Origin of the sequence: Prevotella heparinolytica, from assembly GCF_004342845.1 — a bacterium.
GTDB classification, from domain to species: domain Bacteria; phylum Bacteroidota; class Bacteroidia; order Bacteroidales; family Bacteroidaceae; genus Bacteroides; species Bacteroides heparinolyticus.
Genome location: NZ_SLXB01000031.1, coordinates 17,182 through 35,633, shown reverse-complemented (window position 1 = coordinate 35,633; position 18,452 = coordinate 17,182). Strand labels below are relative to the sequence as shown.

Annotated in this window: 30 protein-coding genes; 22 read left to right on the top strand and 8 right to left on the bottom strand. The window is 42.2% G+C overall.

The genetic code is table 11. From position 1 onward, the window contains the following. Nucleotides 1-50: 50 nt before the first annotated feature. Both EV202_RS13395 and EV202_RS13390 read right to left on the bottom strand, forming a co-directional pair. Nucleotides 51-632, bottom strand: coding sequence for a hypothetical protein (locus EV202_RS13395; RefSeq protein ID WP_131927422.1), 582 nt, complete (start codon nucleotides 630-632; stop codon nucleotides 51-53). A gap of 125 nt (nucleotides 633-757) precedes the next feature. Further along, nucleotides 758-1,177, bottom strand: coding sequence for a hypothetical protein (locus tag EV202_RS13390; protein WP_131927421.1), 420 nt, complete (start codon nucleotides 1,175-1,177; stop codon nucleotides 758-760). 229 nt (nucleotides 1,178-1,406) lie between these two features. Here EV202_RS13390 and EV202_RS13385 point away from each other — a divergent pair, with 229 nt between their 5' ends. From EV202_RS13385 to EV202_RS13300, 19 genes are all read left to right on the top strand, one after another. Continuing rightward, entirely contained in the window at nucleotides 1,407-1,673 is a 267-nt protein-coding gene (locus tag EV202_RS13385; RefSeq protein WP_131927420.1) for a hypothetical protein, read from the top strand. Between the two features lies 1 nt (nucleotide 1,674). Next, the gene (locus EV202_RS13380) at nucleotides 1,675-2,232 is read left to right on the top strand and encodes a helix-turn-helix domain-containing protein (protein WP_131927419.1); all 558 of its coding nucleotides are present in this window, start codon (nucleotides 1,675-1,677) and stop codon (nucleotides 2,230-2,232) included. Nucleotides 2,233-2,329: 97 nt separating this feature from the next. After that, nucleotides 2,330-2,620 (top strand): hypothetical protein, encoded by a 291-nt coding sequence (locus tag EV202_RS13375; protein ID WP_131927418.1) that lies wholly within the window; start codon nucleotides 2,330-2,332, stop codon nucleotides 2,618-2,620. Between the two features lie 5 nt (nucleotides 2,621-2,625). Beyond that, entirely contained in the window at nucleotides 2,626-2,799 is a 174-nt protein-coding gene (locus EV202_RS15115) for a hypothetical protein (protein WP_165899435.1), read from the top strand. Continuing rightward, a complete protein-coding gene (locus EV202_RS13370; protein ID WP_131927417.1) occupies nucleotides 2,792-3,769 on the top strand; it encodes a recombinase RecT in 978 nt (325 codons plus the stop codon). The genes EV202_RS15115 and EV202_RS13370 overlap by 8 nt, the downstream gene beginning before the upstream one ends. Nucleotides 3,770-3,780: 11 nt before the next feature. Beyond that, nucleotides 3,781-4,221, top strand: coding sequence for a putative dsRNA-binding protein (locus EV202_RS13365; RefSeq protein ID WP_131927416.1), 441 nt, complete (start codon nucleotides 3,781-3,783; stop codon nucleotides 4,219-4,221). A 10-nt stretch (nucleotides 4,222-4,231) separates the two neighbouring features. After that, nucleotides 4,232-5,434, top strand: a complete 1,203-nt coding sequence (locus tag EV202_RS13360; RefSeq protein WP_131927415.1) for a hypothetical protein — start codon at nucleotides 4,232-4,234, stop codon at nucleotides 5,432-5,434. A 1-nt stretch (nucleotide 5,435) separates the two neighbouring features. Continuing rightward, nucleotides 5,436-6,092, top strand: a complete 657-nt coding sequence (locus EV202_RS13355; protein WP_131927414.1) for a hypothetical protein — start codon at nucleotides 5,436-5,438, stop codon at nucleotides 6,090-6,092. 20 nt (nucleotides 6,093-6,112) lie between these two features. Continuing rightward, entirely contained in the window at nucleotides 6,113-6,529 is a 417-nt protein-coding gene (locus EV202_RS13350) for a hypothetical protein (protein ID WP_131927413.1), read from the top strand. 1 nt (nucleotide 6,530) lies between these two features. Further along, nucleotides 6,531-6,710 carry a hypothetical protein gene (locus tag EV202_RS13345; RefSeq protein ID WP_131927412.1) on the top strand — a complete coding sequence of 60 codons (180 nt, stop codon included), beginning with the start codon at nucleotides 6,531-6,533 and terminating at the stop codon, nucleotides 6,708-6,710. A gap of 8 nt (nucleotides 6,711-6,718) precedes the next feature. Beyond that, nucleotides 6,719-7,309, top strand: a complete 591-nt coding sequence (locus EV202_RS13340) for a hypothetical protein (RefSeq protein WP_131927411.1) — start codon at nucleotides 6,719-6,721, stop codon at nucleotides 7,307-7,309. A gap of 50 nt (nucleotides 7,310-7,359) precedes the next feature. Then, a complete protein-coding gene (locus EV202_RS13335; protein WP_131927410.1) occupies nucleotides 7,360-9,033 on the top strand; it encodes a DEAD/DEAH box helicase in 1,674 nt (557 codons plus the stop codon). A 2-nt stretch (nucleotides 9,034-9,035) separates the two neighbouring features. Next, nucleotides 9,036-11,639, top strand: coding sequence for a DNA methyltransferase (locus EV202_RS13330; RefSeq protein ID WP_131927409.1), 2,604 nt, complete (start codon nucleotides 9,036-9,038; stop codon nucleotides 11,637-11,639). 103 nt (nucleotides 11,640-11,742) lie between these two features. Further along, a complete protein-coding gene (locus EV202_RS13325) occupies nucleotides 11,743-12,639 on the top strand; it encodes a phosphoadenosine phosphosulfate reductase family protein (RefSeq protein WP_131927408.1) in 897 nt (298 codons plus the stop codon). Between the two features lie 23 nt (nucleotides 12,640-12,662). Further along, nucleotides 12,663-12,875: a hypothetical protein gene (locus EV202_RS13320; protein WP_131927407.1), complete on the top strand. Its 213-nt coding sequence runs from the start codon at nucleotides 12,663-12,665 to the stop codon at nucleotides 12,873-12,875. 3 nt (nucleotides 12,876-12,878) lie between these two features. Further along, entirely contained in the window at nucleotides 12,879-13,256 is a 378-nt protein-coding gene (locus EV202_RS13315) for a hypothetical protein (protein ID WP_131927406.1), read from the top strand. A 4-nt stretch (nucleotides 13,257-13,260) separates the two neighbouring features. Then, nucleotides 13,261-13,458 carry a hypothetical protein gene (locus EV202_RS13310; RefSeq protein WP_131927405.1) on the top strand — a complete coding sequence of 66 codons (198 nt, stop codon included), beginning with the start codon at nucleotides 13,261-13,263 and terminating at the stop codon, nucleotides 13,456-13,458. 21 nt (nucleotides 13,459-13,479) lie between these two features. Next, nucleotides 13,480-13,962, top strand: coding sequence for a DNA N-6-adenine-methyltransferase (locus tag EV202_RS13305; RefSeq protein WP_131927426.1), 483 nt, complete (start codon nucleotides 13,480-13,482; stop codon nucleotides 13,960-13,962). 11 nt (nucleotides 13,963-13,973) lie between these two features. Continuing rightward, entirely contained in the window at nucleotides 13,974-14,447 is a 474-nt protein-coding gene (locus EV202_RS13300) for a VRR-NUC domain-containing protein (protein ID WP_207903450.1), read from the top strand. Nucleotides 14,448-14,465: 18 nt separating this feature from the next. Here EV202_RS13300 and EV202_RS13295 read toward each other — a convergent pair whose 3' ends face one another. Beyond that, nucleotides 14,466-14,711: a helix-turn-helix domain-containing protein gene (locus tag EV202_RS13295; protein ID WP_131927404.1), complete on the bottom strand. Its 246-nt coding sequence runs from the start codon at nucleotides 14,709-14,711 to the stop codon at nucleotides 14,466-14,468. A gap of 502 nt (nucleotides 14,712-15,213) precedes the next feature. Between EV202_RS13295 and EV202_RS13290 the strand changes: the two genes are divergently transcribed. The 3 genes from EV202_RS13290 to EV202_RS13280 are packed head-to-tail and all read left to right on the top strand — an operon-like array spanning nucleotide 15,214 to nucleotide 16,315. Next, nucleotides 15,214-15,612 carry a hypothetical protein gene (locus EV202_RS13290; protein ID WP_131927403.1) on the top strand — a complete coding sequence of 133 codons (399 nt, stop codon included), beginning with the start codon at nucleotides 15,214-15,216 and terminating at the stop codon, nucleotides 15,610-15,612. A gap of 43 nt (nucleotides 15,613-15,655) precedes the next feature. After that, entirely contained in the window at nucleotides 15,656-15,892 is a 237-nt protein-coding gene (locus EV202_RS13285; RefSeq protein WP_131927402.1) for a hypothetical protein, read from the top strand. A 9-nt stretch (nucleotides 15,893-15,901) separates the two neighbouring features. Further along, the gene (locus EV202_RS13280) at nucleotides 15,902-16,315 is read left to right on the top strand and encodes a hypothetical protein (RefSeq protein ID WP_131927401.1); all 414 of its coding nucleotides are present in this window, start codon (nucleotides 15,902-15,904) and stop codon (nucleotides 16,313-16,315) included. A gap of 52 nt (nucleotides 16,316-16,367) precedes the next feature. Here the strand turns inward: EV202_RS13280 and EV202_RS13275 are convergent, their stop codons facing one another. Genes EV202_RS13275 through EV202_RS13255 form a run of 5 tightly spaced genes read right to left on the bottom strand, consistent with a single transcriptional unit; the run spans nucleotide 16,368 to nucleotide 18,433 of the window. Beyond that, the gene (locus EV202_RS13275; protein WP_234878301.1) at nucleotides 16,368-16,793 is read right to left on the bottom strand and encodes a hypothetical protein; all 426 of its coding nucleotides are present in this window, start codon (nucleotides 16,791-16,793) and stop codon (nucleotides 16,368-16,370) included. Further along, nucleotides 16,790-17,305 carry a glycoside hydrolase family 73 protein gene (locus EV202_RS13270; RefSeq protein ID WP_131927400.1) on the bottom strand — a complete coding sequence of 172 codons (516 nt, stop codon included), beginning with the start codon at nucleotides 17,303-17,305 and terminating at the stop codon, nucleotides 16,790-16,792. The genes EV202_RS13275 and EV202_RS13270 overlap by 4 nt, the downstream gene beginning before the upstream one ends. Further along, nucleotides 17,302-17,799 carry a hypothetical protein gene (locus tag EV202_RS13265; protein ID WP_131927399.1) on the bottom strand — a complete coding sequence of 166 codons (498 nt, stop codon included), beginning with the start codon at nucleotides 17,797-17,799 and terminating at the stop codon, nucleotides 17,302-17,304. The genes EV202_RS13270 and EV202_RS13265 overlap by 4 nt, the downstream gene beginning before the upstream one ends. Before the next feature lie 53 nt (nucleotides 17,800-17,852). Continuing rightward, nucleotides 17,853-18,149 carry a hypothetical protein gene (locus EV202_RS13260; RefSeq protein WP_131927398.1) on the bottom strand — a complete coding sequence of 99 codons (297 nt, stop codon included), beginning with the start codon at nucleotides 18,147-18,149 and terminating at the stop codon, nucleotides 17,853-17,855. A 5-nt stretch (nucleotides 18,150-18,154) separates the two neighbouring features. Further along, complete coding sequence (locus EV202_RS13255; protein WP_131927397.1) at nucleotides 18,155-18,433, bottom strand: hypothetical protein; 279 nt, start codon at nucleotides 18,431-18,433, stop codon at nucleotides 18,155-18,157. Nucleotides 18,434-18,452 lie beyond the last annotated feature (19 nt).

Here is an 18,452-nt window from a genome sequence, read left to right as displayed (position 1 = left end):
TTGTTGTTATCACTTACAAAGTTAACTATAATGGTATAGCTTTTTTAGGGCTATATTATGTTATCCGTCACTTCCGATTTTAAACATAGGAACTTTTTATTGATTAGTCTATTTAATCGTTCTTTCCATTTATCTATTCCATTGAATTTTGGATTTAGTTTTATCATATCGGTTAAAAGTGTGATTTCTTTATCCTTTTGCTTTGTCTTTCTGTACAATATAGCCAGCCTGTCAACATCATGTGCATAGTTGTAGATGGTTAGGCTGGAATTGCTTTTACCCTCCTGAACACATTCCTCGTATGCTGATATAGCGGCGTATAAGTCTCCAGACTTTTCTAAAGCGGTAGCTTTGTTTCTACCATCTAATGAGGATTGAAATGACTTACCAAAACTTACATCGTTCTTTTGCTCTTTTTCCATCCTATCTATTTCAGATTTTAATACCCGCACTTTTTCCCCATCTTTAGCAAGAAGCATATCTGCAAATAATTCAGGTGAAAGTCTATGTCCGTACCTCTCTAATTCCTTACCACTCATTAATACATATTTGTCATTGCTTAAGAACGTATTACTCTGCCGTTTTTTAACGGTCGATTTATGATTCTTATTTGTAGATGCTTCAACTCCCATTGCTACGAAGATAAGGCCTATTATGAATGACGTTATGACTACGAACATGAATAGGGTTAACATGATTCTATAATATAAAGGTTAGGCAATATCATTTCAATACTTCGGAATCTTCACCCCGAACACTACTTTGCAACGGCATAATCTGCACTGTCGTCCTGATGGGCAGCTTCTTTTTTCAAATTATACTCTTCATTCTCTTTTAATTGTAATTGAAGCTCTAAATCTGCGATGTTACGCTCCAAAGAAGCTATCAGTTTTTTTTGAGTCTCCATAGTATATTTCTGTTGTTCTATTAATTGTTTCAAATAGTTATTTTCAAATAAAATCGGTATGTCATTTTCTGATGTCTGTTTTAGTTCCTGATAAAACAAGTCCATACCATAGCCTACAGATTTGGCTATACTTTCTAACAATCCGCTCCTTACATCATCAGATTTTAGCTGTCCATCAAGATTTTGTGGGCTTTTACCAATAATAGAGGCTATTTCGCTCATAACAAACCCTTTATCTCTCAATATTTTCTTAACATCTTCTCCACGCATACAACCAAACGCTTTATTTTTCTATTAAAAAATGAAAATAATAAATTATCTGTTTGATATATCAAATATATGGTTTATATTTGCGGTGTGGAAATAAGCAAAACGGATTATTCGTAGCCAAAATCCATAGCAAATATGATAGAGGGTGGCACTCCACGACGGCAATCAAGGTATTGCCACCCTCTTGATTTGATTAAACAACCATATAGATAACTTAATCACAACAAAGATGAATAAAAAAACAGAATCAAACAAGCAAATTGCCCCAAATCTGCAAAAACTACCGTTCACGGGGTATTACAAAACCCTTCCAAATCCAAGAACGGAATCAAATCCCCGCACATTATTACTGAGCATAATTGCTTCTGTTACGGGAAAGTCAATTCATAGTGTTCGCAAATGGGCTTTAGGCACTGCGGCTCCGTCCCCTATGGAAAAGTCCGCAATTGCAACAATTCTTAAATCAGATGTAGAAACTCTTTTCCCGGAGGCCTGATATGGAACTTCAAAATAAAGAGTTTTATCGCACTCCGAACGGAGAAATAATGATCTCCGATGAATGCGGAAGTCGTATTCTTACGAAAAACGACAGGGCATTTATATCAGAGATGCTAAAGAAGATGTGGGAGTTCTGGCCTGACGCGCTGGCGTCTCTTTCCAAAGAATACGCAAAATGTCGCCCTAATATTCCGGAGTTTGAATATAGAATTGTCTGCCGCTTCCTGAAGTGCAACTTCGGGAGATTCGACAGCACGCTTGATATTGATCAGTTAGGCAACTTCCACTTCGAAGAGGTAGAATGCCCTCTTCGGGGAGAATGTAAGCTGGAAAGCATTGTCTGCCGACCAAAATTCAACAGCAAGCTGTCGGACAGGGAGATAGAAGTCATGCACTATTATTATAAAGGTATGCATGTGGAATATATAGCAGACCAGCTATGCATATCTCCCGAGACGGTTCTTACGCACAAGCGGAACGCCCTACAGCGGACCGATACTCACTCCTTACAGGAGTTCTTCGTTTACGCACGCGATAACAATCTTTTCAATCAATAATTATTTACCAATAGGCGCCAAGGCATAGAGATGCAGATTGGGTTTCAGTGATGGACAAGCTCGCAACTAATATAAACTAACGAAACAGCCTAAATAGATGGAAAGATACTTAGAGCGCATCGTAAGCGCAGGAATTAAGATAGGGACTATTCAGACATTGAATAACCTTGGACTACTCCAAGAGGTGGTAACGGCCTCGCAAGCGGAGCATATATATGGAAAACGCCTCATCAAAGAGTGGCGCGAAAAAGGCTGGATAAAATTCTATCCGGCAAGGAATAAGGAAAGAGGGAAATACTATGTGAAACGATCGGAACTCGAAACTGCGAGTGCGATGCTTGATATTCACAACAAGATTCCAGACAACATTATTAAACAACTGATGTAATATGAATGGGAAAATATTATTACAGAAGATTTATGGGGCATTATAACGTATACCAAGACGATGGTAACGGTGGCGGAATCAAAATATGCCACTTCATGGACGAAGAAGATGCCAGAAAAGAAGTGTACCGGCTAAACGGCTGGAAATATAAACCTAAAAAGAACAAAAAAAATGAGTAATCAAATTCAAATCAAAGTAGAAGAGCTTAACGCACTTCCGGCAACAAAGATTGTCGAGAATCAAAACGTAGAACAGAAGTTTATACAAATGTATAACGCTATCTGGGGTTCTCAAATGGGAGAGCAAGTTTACCACAAGGAAGTTTTTAACTTTCAGAAAGTATTGCGAGAAAATCCAAAACTCGCAGAGTGTAGCAAGATGTCTCTGTACGGCTGCTTTCTTGATATGGCAGTAAATGGGCTGTCTCTTGATAATACCAGCCATCCCCACTGTTATCTTATTCCGCGCAAGGTTAAGACTGGGCAAAAAGATTCCAGAGGATATGACATGTATGAGAATCGCGCCAGCGTATCAGTAACCGGCTACGGAGAATTAACCATGCGCATGCGTGCAGGCCAGATACGTTATGCAGATAATCCAGTCGTTGTTTACGAAGGGGATATATTCTCCGTCTCTCTAAACAATGGAGTTAAACAAATCACATACCAAGCAGCCATACCACGCAAATCCTCGAAAGTTATCGGTGCATTCATTCGCATTGTACGCGTTGACGGGTCAGAAGATTACCAATGGTTACTCCAAGGTGACATAGAACGCCTTATGAAGTTCTCGGCAAAAAATAATTCCTATTACGACAAGAACGGACAATACGTACAAGGAAAACCGAACGCTCTCTATTCTTCCCAAGAAGGAGGGGTAGATCCCGGCTTTCTCGAAAACAAAATGATTAAGCATGCCTTTGACGCATACCCCAAAGTTCGCACGGGTAACTATACGGTACTGGAGACAGAAACAGAGGAATCTCCAATAATAGACTATGGGGTAGTAGACGAAAGTATTACCAATGAACCAGCGCCAGCATCAAGAGACGAAGATCCTAATGTGCCGTTCGGAGAAGACAAACAATTGGAAGCCCCCACCCCTGTAACCGTAAATGTATCAAAGGCTGACGAAGAAGAAGGATTTTAAAATAAAAAATTATGGAAACAAGAAAATTTAGTATTGACGGACATATCGTCGAGTTCTATAAAGAAAATGGCGATGAGAAATTTCGTTTTCGCATAGTTAACGAAGAAAAGTTAACCGAAAAATTACTCAATAATTGTAAAACAAAGCGAGTAAAGGAAAAAGGCATACAATATGCCATTAAAGGCATACGAGAAAAGCTCTCGTATATAAAAAAAGTTGGCTTGCAGAATAAGCCAACGACACAAAATCCTATTGTCGAACTATCCGAAAGGATTCAAAAAATCTTTGGGAAAAACATCACAAGTAGGGTGATAGAAAAACATGGACCAGACCATTGCCCAACAGTAAAAGTTCGAATAACTCTTCCAAACGGCATATCGGCAACGGATTGCGGAAGCAATCAGAGAATTGCACGGCAGAAAGCCGCAAAACAACTATTAGAAATCATTTAACAGAAAAACTATGTCAACAACGGATTTAATAAAAATAGATGAAGTAAAAATGTTATTCTCTTCATTTCCTGAAATAGTAGGAAAGAATGGCACTTCGGTGAAAAATTGCAATGCAGCCGGCCAAGCTATCCTCGATACTATTGAGGGGGAAGGCATGAATGAAGAACTTGACGCAAAAGCGTCCGAATACCTGAAAAAAGTAGGTATAACAATAAAAAACATGAATGACCGCCGGGCACCGCTTACGCAGATATTCGATAAAATTCGCTCTTTTTTTACATCTCAGGAAAAAGCAATAGACCCGAAAGATCCAAATACGATACCCGGTAAGATAGTGGAAAAACGTAATCAGTATGCGCAATGGAAGTACGAGGAAGAGCAGAAAAGACGAAAGGAAGCAGAACGTAGAGCTGCCGTGGAGCGCGAAAAAGTAACCTATCGACAGGACGTAGAGGATGCTCTCCTGTCTTACTTCAATCGGTATTTACAAGCTAAAGTAGAAGAACTACAGAGTATATTCTCACGATTAACATTTGCCAACTTTGACAGAGACGTAATAGGTATTACTGTCTTCCAGACGGATTACCCCAGAGCACACTTTGATAAATTCTCTTTCGACAACTCGACATTTTATCTTTCTGTTGAAGAAAAAGCGGAAATAAGAAAATCTGCCATACAAGGGAAGTATGAAATGTTTGCTTCCAGAATGAAATCAGAGTTATCACTCCTTAGGCAAGATATTACAGATAGGCTTCCATCTAAGCGCAGAGAACTTGCCGAGTTGGAGCAACTAAAGCTACGCAATGCGGAAGAAGCAGCAAAGGCGGAAGCTGAACGCAAACAACGTGAAGCCGAAGAAGCGGCTCGGAGAATGGAAGAAATCAGAAAGCAGGAGGAAGCCGAAAAGCAAGCCAATGCAATGAAAGCACAACAAGATGCAATGGGAAGCCTGTTCGATGCAACTGCTGCAACAGTGGCGGCACCTCCAACCAATGCGAAAGTAAAAGAAAAAATAGTTGTACTTCACCCTCAAGGATTCCTTGAAATCTTTCAGATGTGGTGGCTCAACGAGGGACAAACACTATCTATTGAAGACCTTGAAAAGGTATTTAAGAAGATGATAACCTACTGCGAGAAACAAGCGAACAGTAAAGACCAAACCCATATCAACTCACAATATATCCGTTATGAGGCGGATGTAAAAGCAAAGTAATATGAGTAATCCTGATTCATACTATCTACGTAGCGAGGTTAGCAACTCTGACCTTACGGAGCTTAAAAACTTCCTATATCCCCGTCAACAGTACGGGGATAAGGAAGCGGCTTTCAAGTTCGGTACTCTCGTCGATGCGCTTATAACGGAAAACGACCGTGTGCGCTATGATAAGCTAATGGTAGACGATTACGTGTACACGCATGAAGAATTTGAACTCGGATTGGAAATGAGAAAAGCTCTTCGCCGGAAATCCGAAAAAGATCAGTTCCTTTCCATGGTAATAACACAGTCCGATTGTCAGAAATTCATGATAAACCAGCAGCAAGAATTTCACTACGGTAATTTTGCTTACCATCTTGATACGCGCTGTAAATGGGACTGGTGGCTGCCCGCTTTCGGATTCGGTGGAGACTTGAAAACTACATTTGCCTCTTCGCAAAAAGAGTTCGATGAAGCTATCGATTTCTTCGACTGGGATAGAAGCCGTGCATGGTACATGGATATAGCAGGCAGTGATAGGGATTTCATCTATGCCATCAGCAAAAAGAACTGCAAGATTTTCAAAGCATTTATACGACGCGGCGATGAGACGTATAATCGCGGCAAGGAAAAGTATGAAGACCTTGCTTTTAAGTGGTGGCAATTAATGGTGTAATATATTTTAGATAAAAAGCAATGAACATCAACATCACACCTAAGAATCAGATACTCGCGGAACTGAAAGAGATAGACGGTTTCCTGAATATAACCATGAGCGAGAACCCGGAAGAAGCTGTTGTACGCGGGAACGACCTTGCCGCATACGTGGCACGCACCGGAAAGATGCTTGCGGATGCAAAATATCATCTCAATGAAGCGAAGAATAATGAAGTAATGGAGACGCTTCGGGAAGCCGCAAAGAACGCAAAAGCAACGGCTAAGGCCGTAAACGCTCTCATTGACTCTCTATGCAGAGAGGAACAATATCTGGTTGATTGGTGTGAGAGAGCAAACAGGACGGCAACACATCAGCTATCATGGTGCGTTACGGTAATTTCAAAAGCAAAGGAAGAAATGAAACTGGGGCGTTTCGTCCCGCAAAATAACAGATAACATGAAGAAAATAAGATTAATCCTAAATGTGGTTGCCGGCTTTGGATTATTGGCAACAGTATCACTTGCCGATAGTTTATATCCTACGACAAAAGAACTCGTTTCATCGGCCGTAATATTTGGCATGTCAGTGGCTATGCTGCTGACCTCCCACTTCCTAAAAGAGTATTCACCAAAATAAAAAAGAGTATGGAAAAAGTTAGAAATGACATTAAGAAAGCGATTATCAAGAAAGACCGCTTGAATGTAAACTTCAACGAGAGTTTTACGGAATCAAATTACACAAATGGAGTAAGCAAGTCATGCGACCAGATTATCCATTACGACTTGCGACAGGCGTTTGACAAACTAAAGGTACACCTTGTAGCACTCTGCGAACAACCGGAAGCGGAGAGAATCAATGAAGAAAGCATCAAAAGCCCCGGATTTGCGGAGACATTCCCTAACTACCATATAACGGGATATTCGCATAACAGCCAAGATGCAGTAGACGGTGTAACCATCTTCGGAACGAAACAATTACAATCTGGCGGTACGCTCGACCTTAGCATTTGGACGCCGATATACGAGAGCGATTATCCGTATTCTGAGGATTTAGCACTCGATATTCAGGCTTGCGATTGGGAGGTATCAGAATATCTATTCTCCGAAAAATGGGGAGTAAAACAAACAATGCTCGACTTCGATACAGACGAACCGGAGGAGGCCAATTTAGAAGAAAAACCCAAGAAACGAGGCCGTAAGAAAAAAGACCTGGTTCCGGTAGATGAATGTGCATAATAGAAACTGGGGAACACTAATGTTCCCCAATAACCAAATCTCAAAAAGGAATGGATATAACTTTTAAGGGCTCTTATTACGAGGTATCATTCAAATATAGGCCCTCCATTGTGGACCGCATTAAAACAATAGAAGGGAAACGCTACCATGCTGACCGAAAGGTTTGGTCCATACCCGCATCGCAGCGCGTAGCACTCGAAAGGTTGGCTTATCAGGTACAACAGTTTGAAAAGGTTAATTGGGGTAGTGCAAATGGAAATACCAAAGTACCTATACAAGAAGATAATATTGTGTACGATATCCCGGAACTACCGGCGCTCAATATTCCACATGGGTTAAAAGTGCAACCATACCCCTACCAACTTCAAGGAATTGCGCGTGGGTTGGAATTGAAGCGCTTCATTAATGCCGACCAACCAGGCCTCGGTAAAACACTTCAATCAATCGCTACAATCAACCTTGCAGGCGCATTCCCGTGTCTTGTTATTTGCCCATCATCATTGAAAATAAATTGGGAGCGAGAATGGCATAAATTTACCGATAAAAAGGCTATGGTACTTTCCGATAAGGTTCGCGACACATGGACTTTCTTCTATCAGACTGGCTTGTATCAGGTTTTTATAGTAAACTATGAATCATTGAAAAAATACTTTGTTCAGCGTATTAAGAAAGCTGAGAAGTGGACACTTCGCGACGTCGAATTTCGTAATTCAATAGAACTGTTTAAGTCGGTGATTATCGATGAAAGCCATAAGTGTAAGTCCGCCTCAACGCAGCAGGCTAAATTTTGCAAAGGTATATGTAAAGATAAGGAATATATTATAGAGCTTACTGGCACTCCGGTGGTCAATAAGCCCAAAGACCTTGTACCGCAGATTTCAATCCTTAATAGGATGGAGGATTTCGGAGGTTACAAACGATTCGTAGAAAGATACTGCGCAGGTCAACGCGAAGCATCGAATCTAAAAGAATTAAACTTCTTCCTGTGGAAATACTGTATGTTCCGCAGAGAGAAGCAGAAAGTACTTCAAGACCTGCCCGACAAAGTGCGACAAGTATATACCTGTGAGATAACCAATCGGCGAGAATATGAAGATGCAGAGCGCGACCTTATACGCTACTTGCAACAATACAAGAACGCGGACGATGAAAAAATAGCAAAGGCCCTTCGCGGAGAGGTGATGGTGCGTATTGGAATATTGCGCAACGTATCGGCTCGTGGAAAAGTAAAGTCGGTTATCGAGTTCGTTGAAGACTTCCGAGAATCCGGACAAAAGATCATCCTCTTCTGTTCACTTCATGAAGTAGTTGACCAGCTGAAAAGTTATTTCCCTACAGCTGTCACCGTCACAGGTAGAGACACGCAAGATGAAAAACAACGTGCCGTTGACAGCTTCCAAAACGACCCGGATACGGATATTATCATCTGCTCCATCAAAGCGGCCGGCGTTGGCTTGACGCTCACAGCCTCATCGAACGTTGGCTTTGTAGAATTCCCATGGACGTATGCAGATTGCGAGCAATGCGAAGACCGTGCACACCGTATCGGGCAGAAAGACAGCGTAAACTGCGGGTACTTCCTCGGACGCAACACGATCGATGAGAAAGTCTATCAAATCATTCAAACAAAAAAGAACATAGCAAATGCAGTTACCGGAACGAGCGATGACATTGAAGAGAACGTTGTCGATATGGTGGCTAATATTTTCAATGATAAGATGTGATTATGAAAACATACGAAGATTTTTTAAGGTCAAAAATACGTCTATCCGAGAACAGTGGGTTCTCTCTCGATACTACGGATATTAATCCGAAACTGAAGCCCCATAACAAACTGATGGTGAAATGGCTGGTAGAGGGTGGCAAAAGGGCTTGTTTCGCTTCTTTCGGGCTTCATAAGACCGTGACACAATTAGAGGCGGTAAGATGTACGCTGTCAAACGTAGGTTCAGGAAGCGGACTAATCATTTGCCCGCTTTCCGTACAGCAGGAGTTCGTGGAGGACGCAAAGAATATACTCGGATGGGAAACACTGCCGAAGTTTATCCGCAGACCGTCAGAGATGTCCGGTGATGGTATATACCTAACGAACTATGAAAGCATAAGAGACGGCAAGCTTGACCCTAACCTTTTCAAGGTAGCCAGTCTTGACGAAGCGTCCGTACTTCGCGGACTTGGCGGAACAAAGACGTTTCGTGAGTTTATGCGGCTGTTCACAGGAGACGCCGGGCCGATGCAAGACCGGAAAGGTGCGGAGCGTGTAAAGTATCGCTTCGTGGCAACGGCCACTCCATCACCGAATGAATATATAGAGCTTCTTGCCTATGCCGATTTCTTGGGGGTGATGGACGTTTCACAAGCAAAAACAAGATTCTTCAAAAGAGATTCAACGCATGCGGACCATCTTACACTTCATCCACACAAGGAAGAGGAGTTTTGGCTATGGGTTTCTTCTTGGGCATTGTTCGTTAATAAACCATCAGACATCACTGGTAATCCTAAGGACGATGAAGGGTACATACTCCCGGAACTTGACTTGCGCTGGCACGAGATACCATCCGATCACACGAAAACGGAGATAGATAAAAAAGGGCAATACATCATGTTCAGGTCAGAAGCTCTCGGACTTGAACAGTCGGCAAAAGAGAAACGGGAAAGCCTGCCGGCAAGAATCGAAAAGATGCTTGAACTACGGACGGAGAATCCAGAAGCACACCGTATCATCTGGCATGACTTAGAAGCTGAACGGCACGCAATAGAGAAAGCAATACCGACTATAAAGTCAATATACGGATCACAAGATTACGAGAAGCGGGAAAGGAATATACTCGACTTCTCATACGGGCGCATTCAGGAACTTGCGGCAAAGCCGGTCATTGCCGGTTCAGGCTGTAATTTCCAACGATTTTGCAGCTGGGCGATATATCTCGGAATCGGATACAAGTTCAACGACTTCATACAGTCTATTCACCGCATACAACGGTTCCTGCAAACTAAAACTGTACGCATCGACCTTATCTATACGGAAGCGGAACGTAACGTCCGTAAATCGCTTGAAAAGAAATGGGAAAATCACAATAAACTAATATCGAAAATGACTGAAATAATAAGAAAATACGGTTTGTCGCATGCAGAAATGGCACAACACCTTGCCCGTAAAATGGGCGTTGAACGTGTAGAGGTTAATGGTGAGAACTTCACCATAGTAAATAACGACAACGTGCCGGAGATGGCAGATAAGAAGCGTTACCCCGACAATTCGGTAGGGCTTATATGTACTTCTATCCCATTTGCCACGCAGTACGAGTACTCTCCTAATTATGCGGACTTCGGACACTCGGATAGTAACGAAGAGTTCTTCAAGCAAATGGACTACCTCACACCAAACCTATATCGGGTATTGCAACCGGGACGCATTGCAGCTATCCATGTGAAAGACCGTATTGTCCCTATGGGTTTGTCAGGTATGGGATGTCAAACAGTTTACCCTTTCCACATGGATGTTCATCATCACTTTGTTAAACACGGGTTCGCATACATGGGCATGAAAACAATTGTCACCGATGTAGTCAGAGAAAATAACCAAACTTACCGTCTTGGATGGACTGAACAATGTAAAGACGGTACCAAGATGGGAGTCGGTATGCCTGAATATCTCATGCTATTCCGTAAACCTCAAACAGATCGTACGACTGCATACGCAGATATTCCCGTAGTGAAAGACAAAAAAGAGTGGCTTCCTGATAGCGAGGAGTGGAAAAACAAAGACGGATATTCCCGCGCACGCTGGCAACTTGATGCAGCCGGATTTACACGTAGCTCCGGCAATAGGGGGATTACACCTGAAGAGCTTGCGTCGATGGATGCAAAGCAAATCTTTCAGACATTCAAGAAGTATTCATTAAACGAGGTTTGGGATTTTGAGTATATCGTGAAGATAGCTGAAACGCTGGAACTTAAAGGCAAACTACCTTCCGGATTCATGCTTCTGCAGCCGCAAAGCTGGAGCGATGAAGTATGGACAGATATAACACGCATGCGAACGCTTAATGGCTCACAATGGAGCAAAGGGAAAGAGATGCATCTTTGCCCGTTGCAATTCGATATCGTCGACCGTGTTATTGAGCAGATGAGTAATCCCGGAGATACTGTTCTTGACCCATTCGGAGGACTTATGACGGTTCCCTATCGTGCGATACAGAAAGGACGCAAGGGATTGGCTGTGGAACTCAACCCTGCTTATTTCTTGGACGGTGCCACATACTGCAAGGCTGCTGATGAAAAGGTAGACCTACCATCCTTGTTCGACCTAATAGATGAAGCCGTATGAAAACATTAAAACTAATCCTCTCCACCATCTACATAGTATTGTTCTACACCCTTGTATGTGGCATGATAATAGAGGTGGCGGAGTGGATGATAAAAAATAAGATATGAAGATAATAGTAAGTTTTTCAGGCGGCAAGGATTCGCAAGCTTGTTTAATCCAAGCCGCTAATAAATACGGAGCAGACAAAATAGAGGCCGTATTCTGTGATACCGGGTGGGAACATCCGGATACCTATACACACATACATGACGTATGCAACCATCTCGGTGTTACGCTTCATGTACTTAAAAGCAGCAAGTATTCCGATTTCGTAGATATGGCGGTAAAGCGTTCCCGTTTTCCCTCTACAACAAGACGTTTCTGCACGTACGAATTAAAGATTATCCCGATGATAGATTACATACTATCTCTTGATGACAGTTGCCTGATAATACAAGGCATCAGGGCCAAGGAAAGCGCAAGTCGGGCAGAGATGCCGTATGAGTGTAATTACTTCGGAGAGTACTTCGAGAGGATTACAGATAAAAAGGGCAATCAAAAATGGAAACAGTCCTATCGCCGAAAGGATGTGATAGATTGGTGTAGCAGGCACGATGCAAGCGTATTGCGCCCCATCTTTCATTGGTCGGCACAAGAGGTTATAGATTATATCCTTGCAGCCGGACAACGCCCCAACCCGCTTTATGAGCGTGGGTTCTCACGGGTGGGATGCTATCCGTGCATCATGTGCAGAAAGCGGGAGGTTAAGCTAATCTCACAAGATGATTACGGGCGAAACCGCCTGATTGCCGCGGAGCAACGCATGCGGGATGAAACGCCGAAAGGCAGCTCCTTCTTCCCTCCAACCTACATACCCCGCCGCTTCTGTGCCAATGGAGCTTACCCGACAATTGAGGAAGTGTTCGCTTATGTAAATCGTAACGATGCCGGAATGGACGATATGTTTGAGCCGGAGGGAGGGTATAGTTGTATGAGCTTGTATCATGGGCTGTGCGAATAAGTTTAATTCAAAACAATACAGAAATGAAGAAAATTATTACTATTAAAGTTCACGTTGACACCGACCACCCGGCACGGCAAGAATGGTTAGAAGAAAGGCATTTCATCGAGAGTGAGATCAACGAAGCATTGTGTCTCATCCGTGGAAACTATAAAAAACATTCCGGAATATCCCACAGTGGTGCGACCACATTCACCCTATCTGTAAATCACACCATTCAAGAAAAGAATAAGTAAACTATGAATAGAATCAAATGCATTACGTTCGACAAGGTTACGCAAGAGGCATTGCCTGAACACATCAAAGAGAAAATGAAAGCTGATAGAGAAAGGGCAAGACATGGAGAAGCATTTCCAAAGAGGGTCTACCTCAGTCTTCCCATAACTGGAAGAGAACTGGAAGAAACGAAAGAGCACGCCTTGAAAATGAAGGAGCGCCTAACATTTCAAGGCTACGAAGTGGTAACCCCTTTCGAGGTGTGCCCCGACAGTGAAGAACCATACTCGCGCCTGATGGAACGGTGTATTGAAGCTCTGCTTGACAGATATAGGTATTACCTGAAAGGGAGGATGAAAGAGAGGTGCGTACGACCGATAATAACAATGTTTTTAAACTGATAATATGGAAAAAGATATGAATTTGTACACCCAAGCCTTTCAAGCGGCAATCAGGGTAGATTTTCTTTCAAACAGCGAGGAGTTCTACTTATATGCGGGGACACTATACGATGCAATGGTATGGGGTGAAGAGGAAATAAGGAAAAATAAAGAACTTAAAAGAAAGAATATGATTGCAGAGAAATTAAGAATAGGTAGTTAAATATAAATTAGTGCGATGGGTATGAATACGGCATTTGAAAGATCGGCTAATATCACGGATGAATGGTACACCCCGAAAGAGATTATAAATGCGCTTGGTGTGTTTGACACAGACCCATGCGCCCCTGTAAAACCATTATGGAAAACTGCTATAAGGATGTACAATAAAAATGACAACGGATTATCCAAGGAATGGATAGGGCGCGTTTGGTTAAACCCGCCTTATTCCCGCCCGCTTATAGAACAATTTGTTAGACGGCTGGCAAGACATGACAATGGTATTGCCTTGTTGTTTAACCGTTTCGACAGCAAAATATTCCAGGATATTATATTTGAGAGAGCCACGGCTATGAAATTCTTGCGAAATAGAATCAAGTTCTACCGTCCAGATGGTATTCAAGGGGACAGTCCCGGTTGCGGAAGTGTATTAATTGCTTTCGGTGAAAACAATGCGGAAATATTAAGAGATTGCAATATAGCAGGTAAGTATGTACGAATAAACTGAACGAATGAAAGATGAATAAAGAGACATGTATAACCTGCGGACGTGAAACGGTATCTGTCATTAGAACAGATGCCGGATTCATGTGCTATAACTGCTACGCCGAGATGAAAAATCCATCACGAAAAAAGCGGATAATCAAGCATGAAGAATCTGATATGCAAAGCGAGTTTTTTAATAAGGTTTTCACCGTATTCCCGAAACTCCCCAGAAAGCTGCTTTTCGCTATACCGAATGGCGGCAGCCGGAACAAAATAGAGGCCGTCAATATGAAACGCCAAGGAGTGACGGCAGGAGTTTCAGATGTCATTCTGCTTGTGCCGAAAAAAGGGTTCGCTTCGCTATGCATCGAATTTAAGACAAAGACAGGCAGACAATCCGAAGAACAGAAAGAGTTCCAATTTCAAGCGGAGAAATGCGGTAGCAAGTATGTTGTAGTGCGAAGTGTTGAGCAAGCGTTGAGAGAAGTAAAGGAGTATATAGAATAGCCTATATACTCCTTTATCTTAATCTACCATCTTAAACCTTTTGCCACAATTGGGACAAACAATAGAGTCGGGAACCTGAAACAAGTCCGGTATTTCTACTTCGAGAGCGTCGGCTATATCCGCCAGACGGTCAATGCTAAACTTATTCCTTGATACGGCCTGTGAAAACGATACAGCCTGTATTCCCAATCTTTCCGCAAGCTGTGCCTGCGTAATACCTCGCTCTTTGCAGAGTTCTTTAATTCTTAATTCTGTTTTTGCCATAAGAAACGTTTGTTTTTTGCCACAAAGATATATAAATATAGTATTTGTACGAAATAAAATAGGATAAATTATACCTAAAGACTATATGTCGTTTTAATAAATGTAAATATAGCACGCTCACTATATAATAAGTTTTAAATATAGCGCAAATACTATATTTATAGTTTTTAGTTTAGCAAAAAAGCTATATATTTGCATCAAACAAAAGAAAAACAATAATAAATACCATAAATTATGATTACAATCATCAATAAGTACACGGGCGAAGAGATTTGCAAGTACAGCGGCGCAAATATTTGCTACGCAACAGTTGACAGCTTCATCGCTAATGTGAAAGGAAGTGGATGCTTCAGAAGAAGGTGGAACGCGATAGTCGACTACTTCATTAGTATAGGTGGGCATTCTGTTCAGTGCTTACTCAAAGATCAATATGCCGTTAAAGAGTGTATGGGTGAGTGACAAGGTAACGGGCGACTAACCGTCGCCCACAAAAAATATGATTATGGAAACAGAAAACTTTTTGAACGATATGAGACTTGCCGCAAGAAATGGCGAACTTAGAGAGTTGTCAATATCCGATTTCCCAGATATTATCGGGAAGAGAATACAAACGATATACTTTGGCTATGCCGGCCAAGACGTTGTGGATGATTTCACCGTAGGCGAACTGGTTTCCTTGTGGGATTTAGCCGGAGGAACAGGGTTTGATGGATTTAAAACCCGGCAAGAATACTGGGCAAGCTATATGTCTGATAAACAGATATCAGACAAAGAAAACTGCTTGACCATTTTAGCAAATGAAGGCAGGTGTACAAACATAAATCTGCATCAAGAATTAGGCAATAAAATGTTTACTTGTTCAGATGTTGACAGGGTGGTTTTATATAGAATTGTCGAATAGAAAAACATATAACGCTGTGCTACCGGCATGACGGGCAACCCTTATGATAACCAAAGCTTATTCAGTAAGATTGGCGGATTTGAAAAGCATTTCGCCGAAAGCTTATAAGGCCACAGCCTTTGATGGTTCGAGCGCCATCATACCCAAATCGATGGTATTTGGAAGAGACGACGAAGTGCAGAAAACCTCTTCATACTGGATTGCGGCATTTATTCTTGAAAAAGAGGATTGTAAGTTGCAGTACTCTCATAAAAAAGTAAAATGGTTCAATAAAAAATAATATTAAATTATGAATAAAATCAGACTTTCTATTATAGAAGACAAAATTAAGGTTGAAACACCATACAATGAAGAGTTTGTAACACGCTCCCGTAATCTTAGGGGGAAATGGGAGGATGGCGCATGGTGGTTTGATGATACAATCATAGACTACGTGCGTGAATTGATGTTGTCTTGCTTTGGAACTACCGGGGAATCCCCATACGAAGAATGCGATTTGATCGTGAAGGATTTTACCGGATATGGGGCATGTGCTCCCGTCAAACTTTTTGGGCGTACTGTTGCTTATGCTCGCGGAAGGAATTCTGGGGCCAAATTAGGAGAAGACATTGTTTTCATCTCCGGAGAGTACGATTCGGGAGGGTCTGCAAAAAATTGGCGTACAGAGATACGTAATGCAACATTTTTGCGCAACCAACATTAAAGGCGGACACCCATCCCGGACGGCCGCCTTTACCATGAACAAAAAGTATCATCTACTTAATATATCGTCTGTATAGGATGTATAGCAAAAGCACAATCAACGCCCCGAACATCCATCCACCCATATCAAGCTTAATACTTTCCCATTTGGTTAGTTTCTTTTCGACGGGATAGGGCACTTGCACACTATCTGTCTGTAATAAGGTGTCCGTCTTATTGATAAAGAGATACCGATTCTCCACTTGCTTAATATACTTATATACGGTGTCTCCTTTTTCCTTGATATAGACGCTGTCATGCTTGTATATGCTGTCATGCCGGATGCTGTCGCGGGTACGATATTCCACTTTCAGGGTCTCAACAGGTACATACTTGATAGGGGCACATCCATGCAGCAGTATCGTCAACAGCATAAGGATAAGAGCAATACAACCTATGCCCATCAGGCGTTTAGCTTCTTTATATTCGTTCGGTGTCATAACCCCTCCTCTTTAACAATTCGCCTGACCACCTTAAACATTTTATCCATTACCTCCGCATAATCCGGTGCGGTGGCATACTTACCGCCTACGTTGTCTACCAGTTTGCGAACATATAGCTCCGGGTTCTTCCGGTACGGCCAAGCGTCAGCAAGCTGCGGGCGTTGGAGCAGCATAAAGTGGTCTGCCAAGCAGTCGGCTACGCTGTCGTAGTCACGGAACAAGCGCTTGACGGTGTACTTATATCGATACTCCGATAGCTTAACAACCTGAATAACCTTTTCAGGAGCTCTAAATGCCACATCTGAGCGCGAGAAGTATTCGGTCGTAGTTACCAGTTGTACCGCTCCTTTCCAGCTACTTCCCTTGGTAATACCAAACAAGTTATTCCCAATGGCAGACTTTCCCCAACCGCTTTCAAGAGCAGCTTGGGCGGTAACAAAGACGGGGTCAATCTCCCCCATCTTCTTGGCTTGCGGATATATCCATCTTACAAATTCATTCGGCTTCATTCCTTACCCTCCTTTCCGCTTTCTTCCTCTTCTTTTTTTATTGCATCATTTACAATACCGGGCATCATCTCCCGGAACTTGAACGACACGAGATAATATAGCATCTTTATCCATCTTACCTTGGGATAGGCCTTGGAAAGATTCCTAAGCCCGTTCTTGACATAGTAATAGATGGCAATGGCAATCAACACCTGCACCACGTATGCACTCTTCTCCTCAAAATTCATAAGGTCGATTATCGCCTTAAGCATATAAGTGATAAACGTTATCAAGCAAAGCTCTTTCAATGAATCAACCAACTTCTGGCCCTTGTAATTAATGAATCCAAAGGACGGAAATCGTGTCATCACGAACTTAACTTCATCAGCCCGAAGCCCGGCAAAGATGTTGAACGCAAAGCCTATCAGCAAGGCATAAAGGAATGTAATCGTAGTGTCGAAATATGCCGCTACAGCCGCCGACAAAAGCACAAGGAACTCTTTGTATTTTTCCATAATCATTCTCTTTTTTTCGCCCGCCTCACAACCGGCAAGGCGGGCGGTTACCGTTACGCTCCAATCTCTTCTTTTACCTCGGCAATGATTGCTTCAAACATAGCCGCATGTGCGGCAACCTCTTCGTTTGCCGGAAAGCTCGTTGACTTGTTGCCACCACTTAGGGACATCGAGCCTACGTACAAGCGTTGCTCACCCGTTTCTTCTGTGGTTGTAACTTTGGTAACGTTACATTGCAAGTTGACAATTCCACCGTCGGCAAAATTGTAATTCACCCCATATTCATACTCTCCATTTTTGGCACTGGCTGTTACCGCTGTTGAGCGGCTTGTTTCTGTTAACTTTTTCATTTTTGTTAATCTTTAATGGTTAATATCCTGTTTAATTCATCATTCACGGCTTTCTTTATGTAGGCAAAAAACTGTCCCACATCCATGTACTTGCGCACGATGGCGGCACGCTCTTCCGTCACCTCTACCTCACCTCTCTTATAGATTTCTTGGGCAAATTCAAGCTCTCCCAAGTCGGGGGTATTCTTATAGATGGTGTTACCCATTTCTTTTGCGATGTCCATCGTGGTTTCCTTGCCCTCAATGTCGCTCACCTTGATTTTTCTGAAGTCGATTTTTTTCATACTCTTTTATTTTTATATA

Bases quoted from the DNA above. Each gene is read 5' to 3' on its own strand.
- EV202_RS13395 (WP_131927422.1), bottom strand. From the start codon at position 632: ATGGGAGTTGAAGCATCTACAAATAAGAATCATAAATCGACCGTTAAA.
- EV202_RS13390 (WP_131927421.1), bottom strand. From the start codon at position 1,177: ATGCGTGGAGAAGATGTTAAGAAAATATTGAGAGATAAAGGGTTTGTT.
- EV202_RS13385 (WP_131927420.1), top strand. From the start codon at position 1,407: ATGAATAAAAAAACAGAATCAAACAAGCAAATTGCCCCAAATCTGCAA.
- EV202_RS13380 (WP_131927419.1), top strand. From the start codon at position 1,675: ATGGAACTTCAAAATAAAGAGTTTTATCGCACTCCGAACGGAGAAATA.
- EV202_RS13375 (WP_131927418.1), top strand. From the start codon at position 2,330: ATGGAAAGATACTTAGAGCGCATCGTAAGCGCAGGAATTAAGATAGGG.
- EV202_RS15115 (WP_165899435.1), top strand. From the start codon at position 2,626: ATGGGAAAATATTATTACAGAAGATTTATGGGGCATTATAACGTATAC.
- EV202_RS13370 (WP_131927417.1), top strand. From the start codon at position 2,792: ATGAGTAATCAAATTCAAATCAAAGTAGAAGAGCTTAACGCACTTCCG.
- EV202_RS13365 (WP_131927416.1), top strand. From the start codon at position 3,781: ATGGAAACAAGAAAATTTAGTATTGACGGACATATCGTCGAGTTCTAT.
- EV202_RS13360 (WP_131927415.1), top strand. From the start codon at position 4,232: ATGTCAACAACGGATTTAATAAAAATAGATGAAGTAAAAATGTTATTC.
- EV202_RS13355 (WP_131927414.1), top strand. From the start codon at position 5,436: ATGAGTAATCCTGATTCATACTATCTACGTAGCGAGGTTAGCAACTCT.
- EV202_RS13350 (WP_131927413.1), top strand. From the start codon at position 6,113: ATGAACATCAACATCACACCTAAGAATCAGATACTCGCGGAACTGAAA.
- EV202_RS13345 (WP_131927412.1), top strand. From the start codon at position 6,531: ATGAAGAAAATAAGATTAATCCTAAATGTGGTTGCCGGCTTTGGATTA.
- EV202_RS13340 (WP_131927411.1), top strand. From the start codon at position 6,719: ATGGAAAAAGTTAGAAATGACATTAAGAAAGCGATTATCAAGAAAGAC.
- EV202_RS13335 (WP_131927410.1), top strand. From the start codon at position 7,360: ATGGATATAACTTTTAAGGGCTCTTATTACGAGGTATCATTCAAATAT.
- EV202_RS13330 (WP_131927409.1), top strand. From the start codon at position 9,036: ATGAAAACATACGAAGATTTTTTAAGGTCAAAAATACGTCTATCCGAG.
- EV202_RS13325 (WP_131927408.1), top strand. From the start codon at position 11,743: ATGAAGATAATAGTAAGTTTTTCAGGCGGCAAGGATTCGCAAGCTTGT.
- EV202_RS13320 (WP_131927407.1), top strand. From the start codon at position 12,663: ATGAAGAAAATTATTACTATTAAAGTTCACGTTGACACCGACCACCCG.
- EV202_RS13315 (WP_131927406.1), top strand. From the start codon at position 12,879: ATGAATAGAATCAAATGCATTACGTTCGACAAGGTTACGCAAGAGGCA.
- EV202_RS13310 (WP_131927405.1), top strand. From the start codon at position 13,261: ATGGAAAAAGATATGAATTTGTACACCCAAGCCTTTCAAGCGGCAATC.
- EV202_RS13305 (WP_131927426.1), top strand. From the start codon at position 13,480: ATGAATACGGCATTTGAAAGATCGGCTAATATCACGGATGAATGGTAC.
- EV202_RS13300 (WP_207903450.1), top strand. From the start codon at position 13,974: ATGAATAAAGAGACATGTATAACCTGCGGACGTGAAACGGTATCTGTC.
- EV202_RS13295 (WP_131927404.1), bottom strand. From the start codon at position 14,711: ATGGCAAAAACAGAATTAAGAATTAAAGAACTCTGCAAAGAGCGAGGT.
- EV202_RS13290 (WP_131927403.1), top strand. From the start codon at position 15,214: ATGGAAACAGAAAACTTTTTGAACGATATGAGACTTGCCGCAAGAAAT.
- EV202_RS13285 (WP_131927402.1), top strand. From the start codon at position 15,656: ATGATAACCAAAGCTTATTCAGTAAGATTGGCGGATTTGAAAAGCATT.
- EV202_RS13280 (WP_131927401.1), top strand. From the start codon at position 15,902: ATGAATAAAATCAGACTTTCTATTATAGAAGACAAAATTAAGGTTGAA.
- EV202_RS13275 (WP_234878301.1), bottom strand. From the start codon at position 16,793: ATGACACCGAACGAATATAAAGAAGCTAAACGCCTGATGGGCATAGGT.
- EV202_RS13270 (WP_131927400.1), bottom strand. From the start codon at position 17,305: ATGAAGCCGAATGAATTTGTAAGATGGATATATCCGCAAGCCAAGAAG.
- EV202_RS13265 (WP_131927399.1), bottom strand. From the start codon at position 17,799: ATGGAAAAATACAAAGAGTTCCTTGTGCTTTTGTCGGCGGCTGTAGCG.
- EV202_RS13260 (WP_131927398.1), bottom strand. From the start codon at position 18,149: ATGAAAAAGTTAACAGAAACAAGCCGCTCAACAGCGGTAACAGCCAGT.
- EV202_RS13255 (WP_131927397.1), bottom strand. From the start codon at position 18,433: ATGAAAAAAATCGACTTCAGAAAAATCAAGGTGAGCGACATTGAGGGC.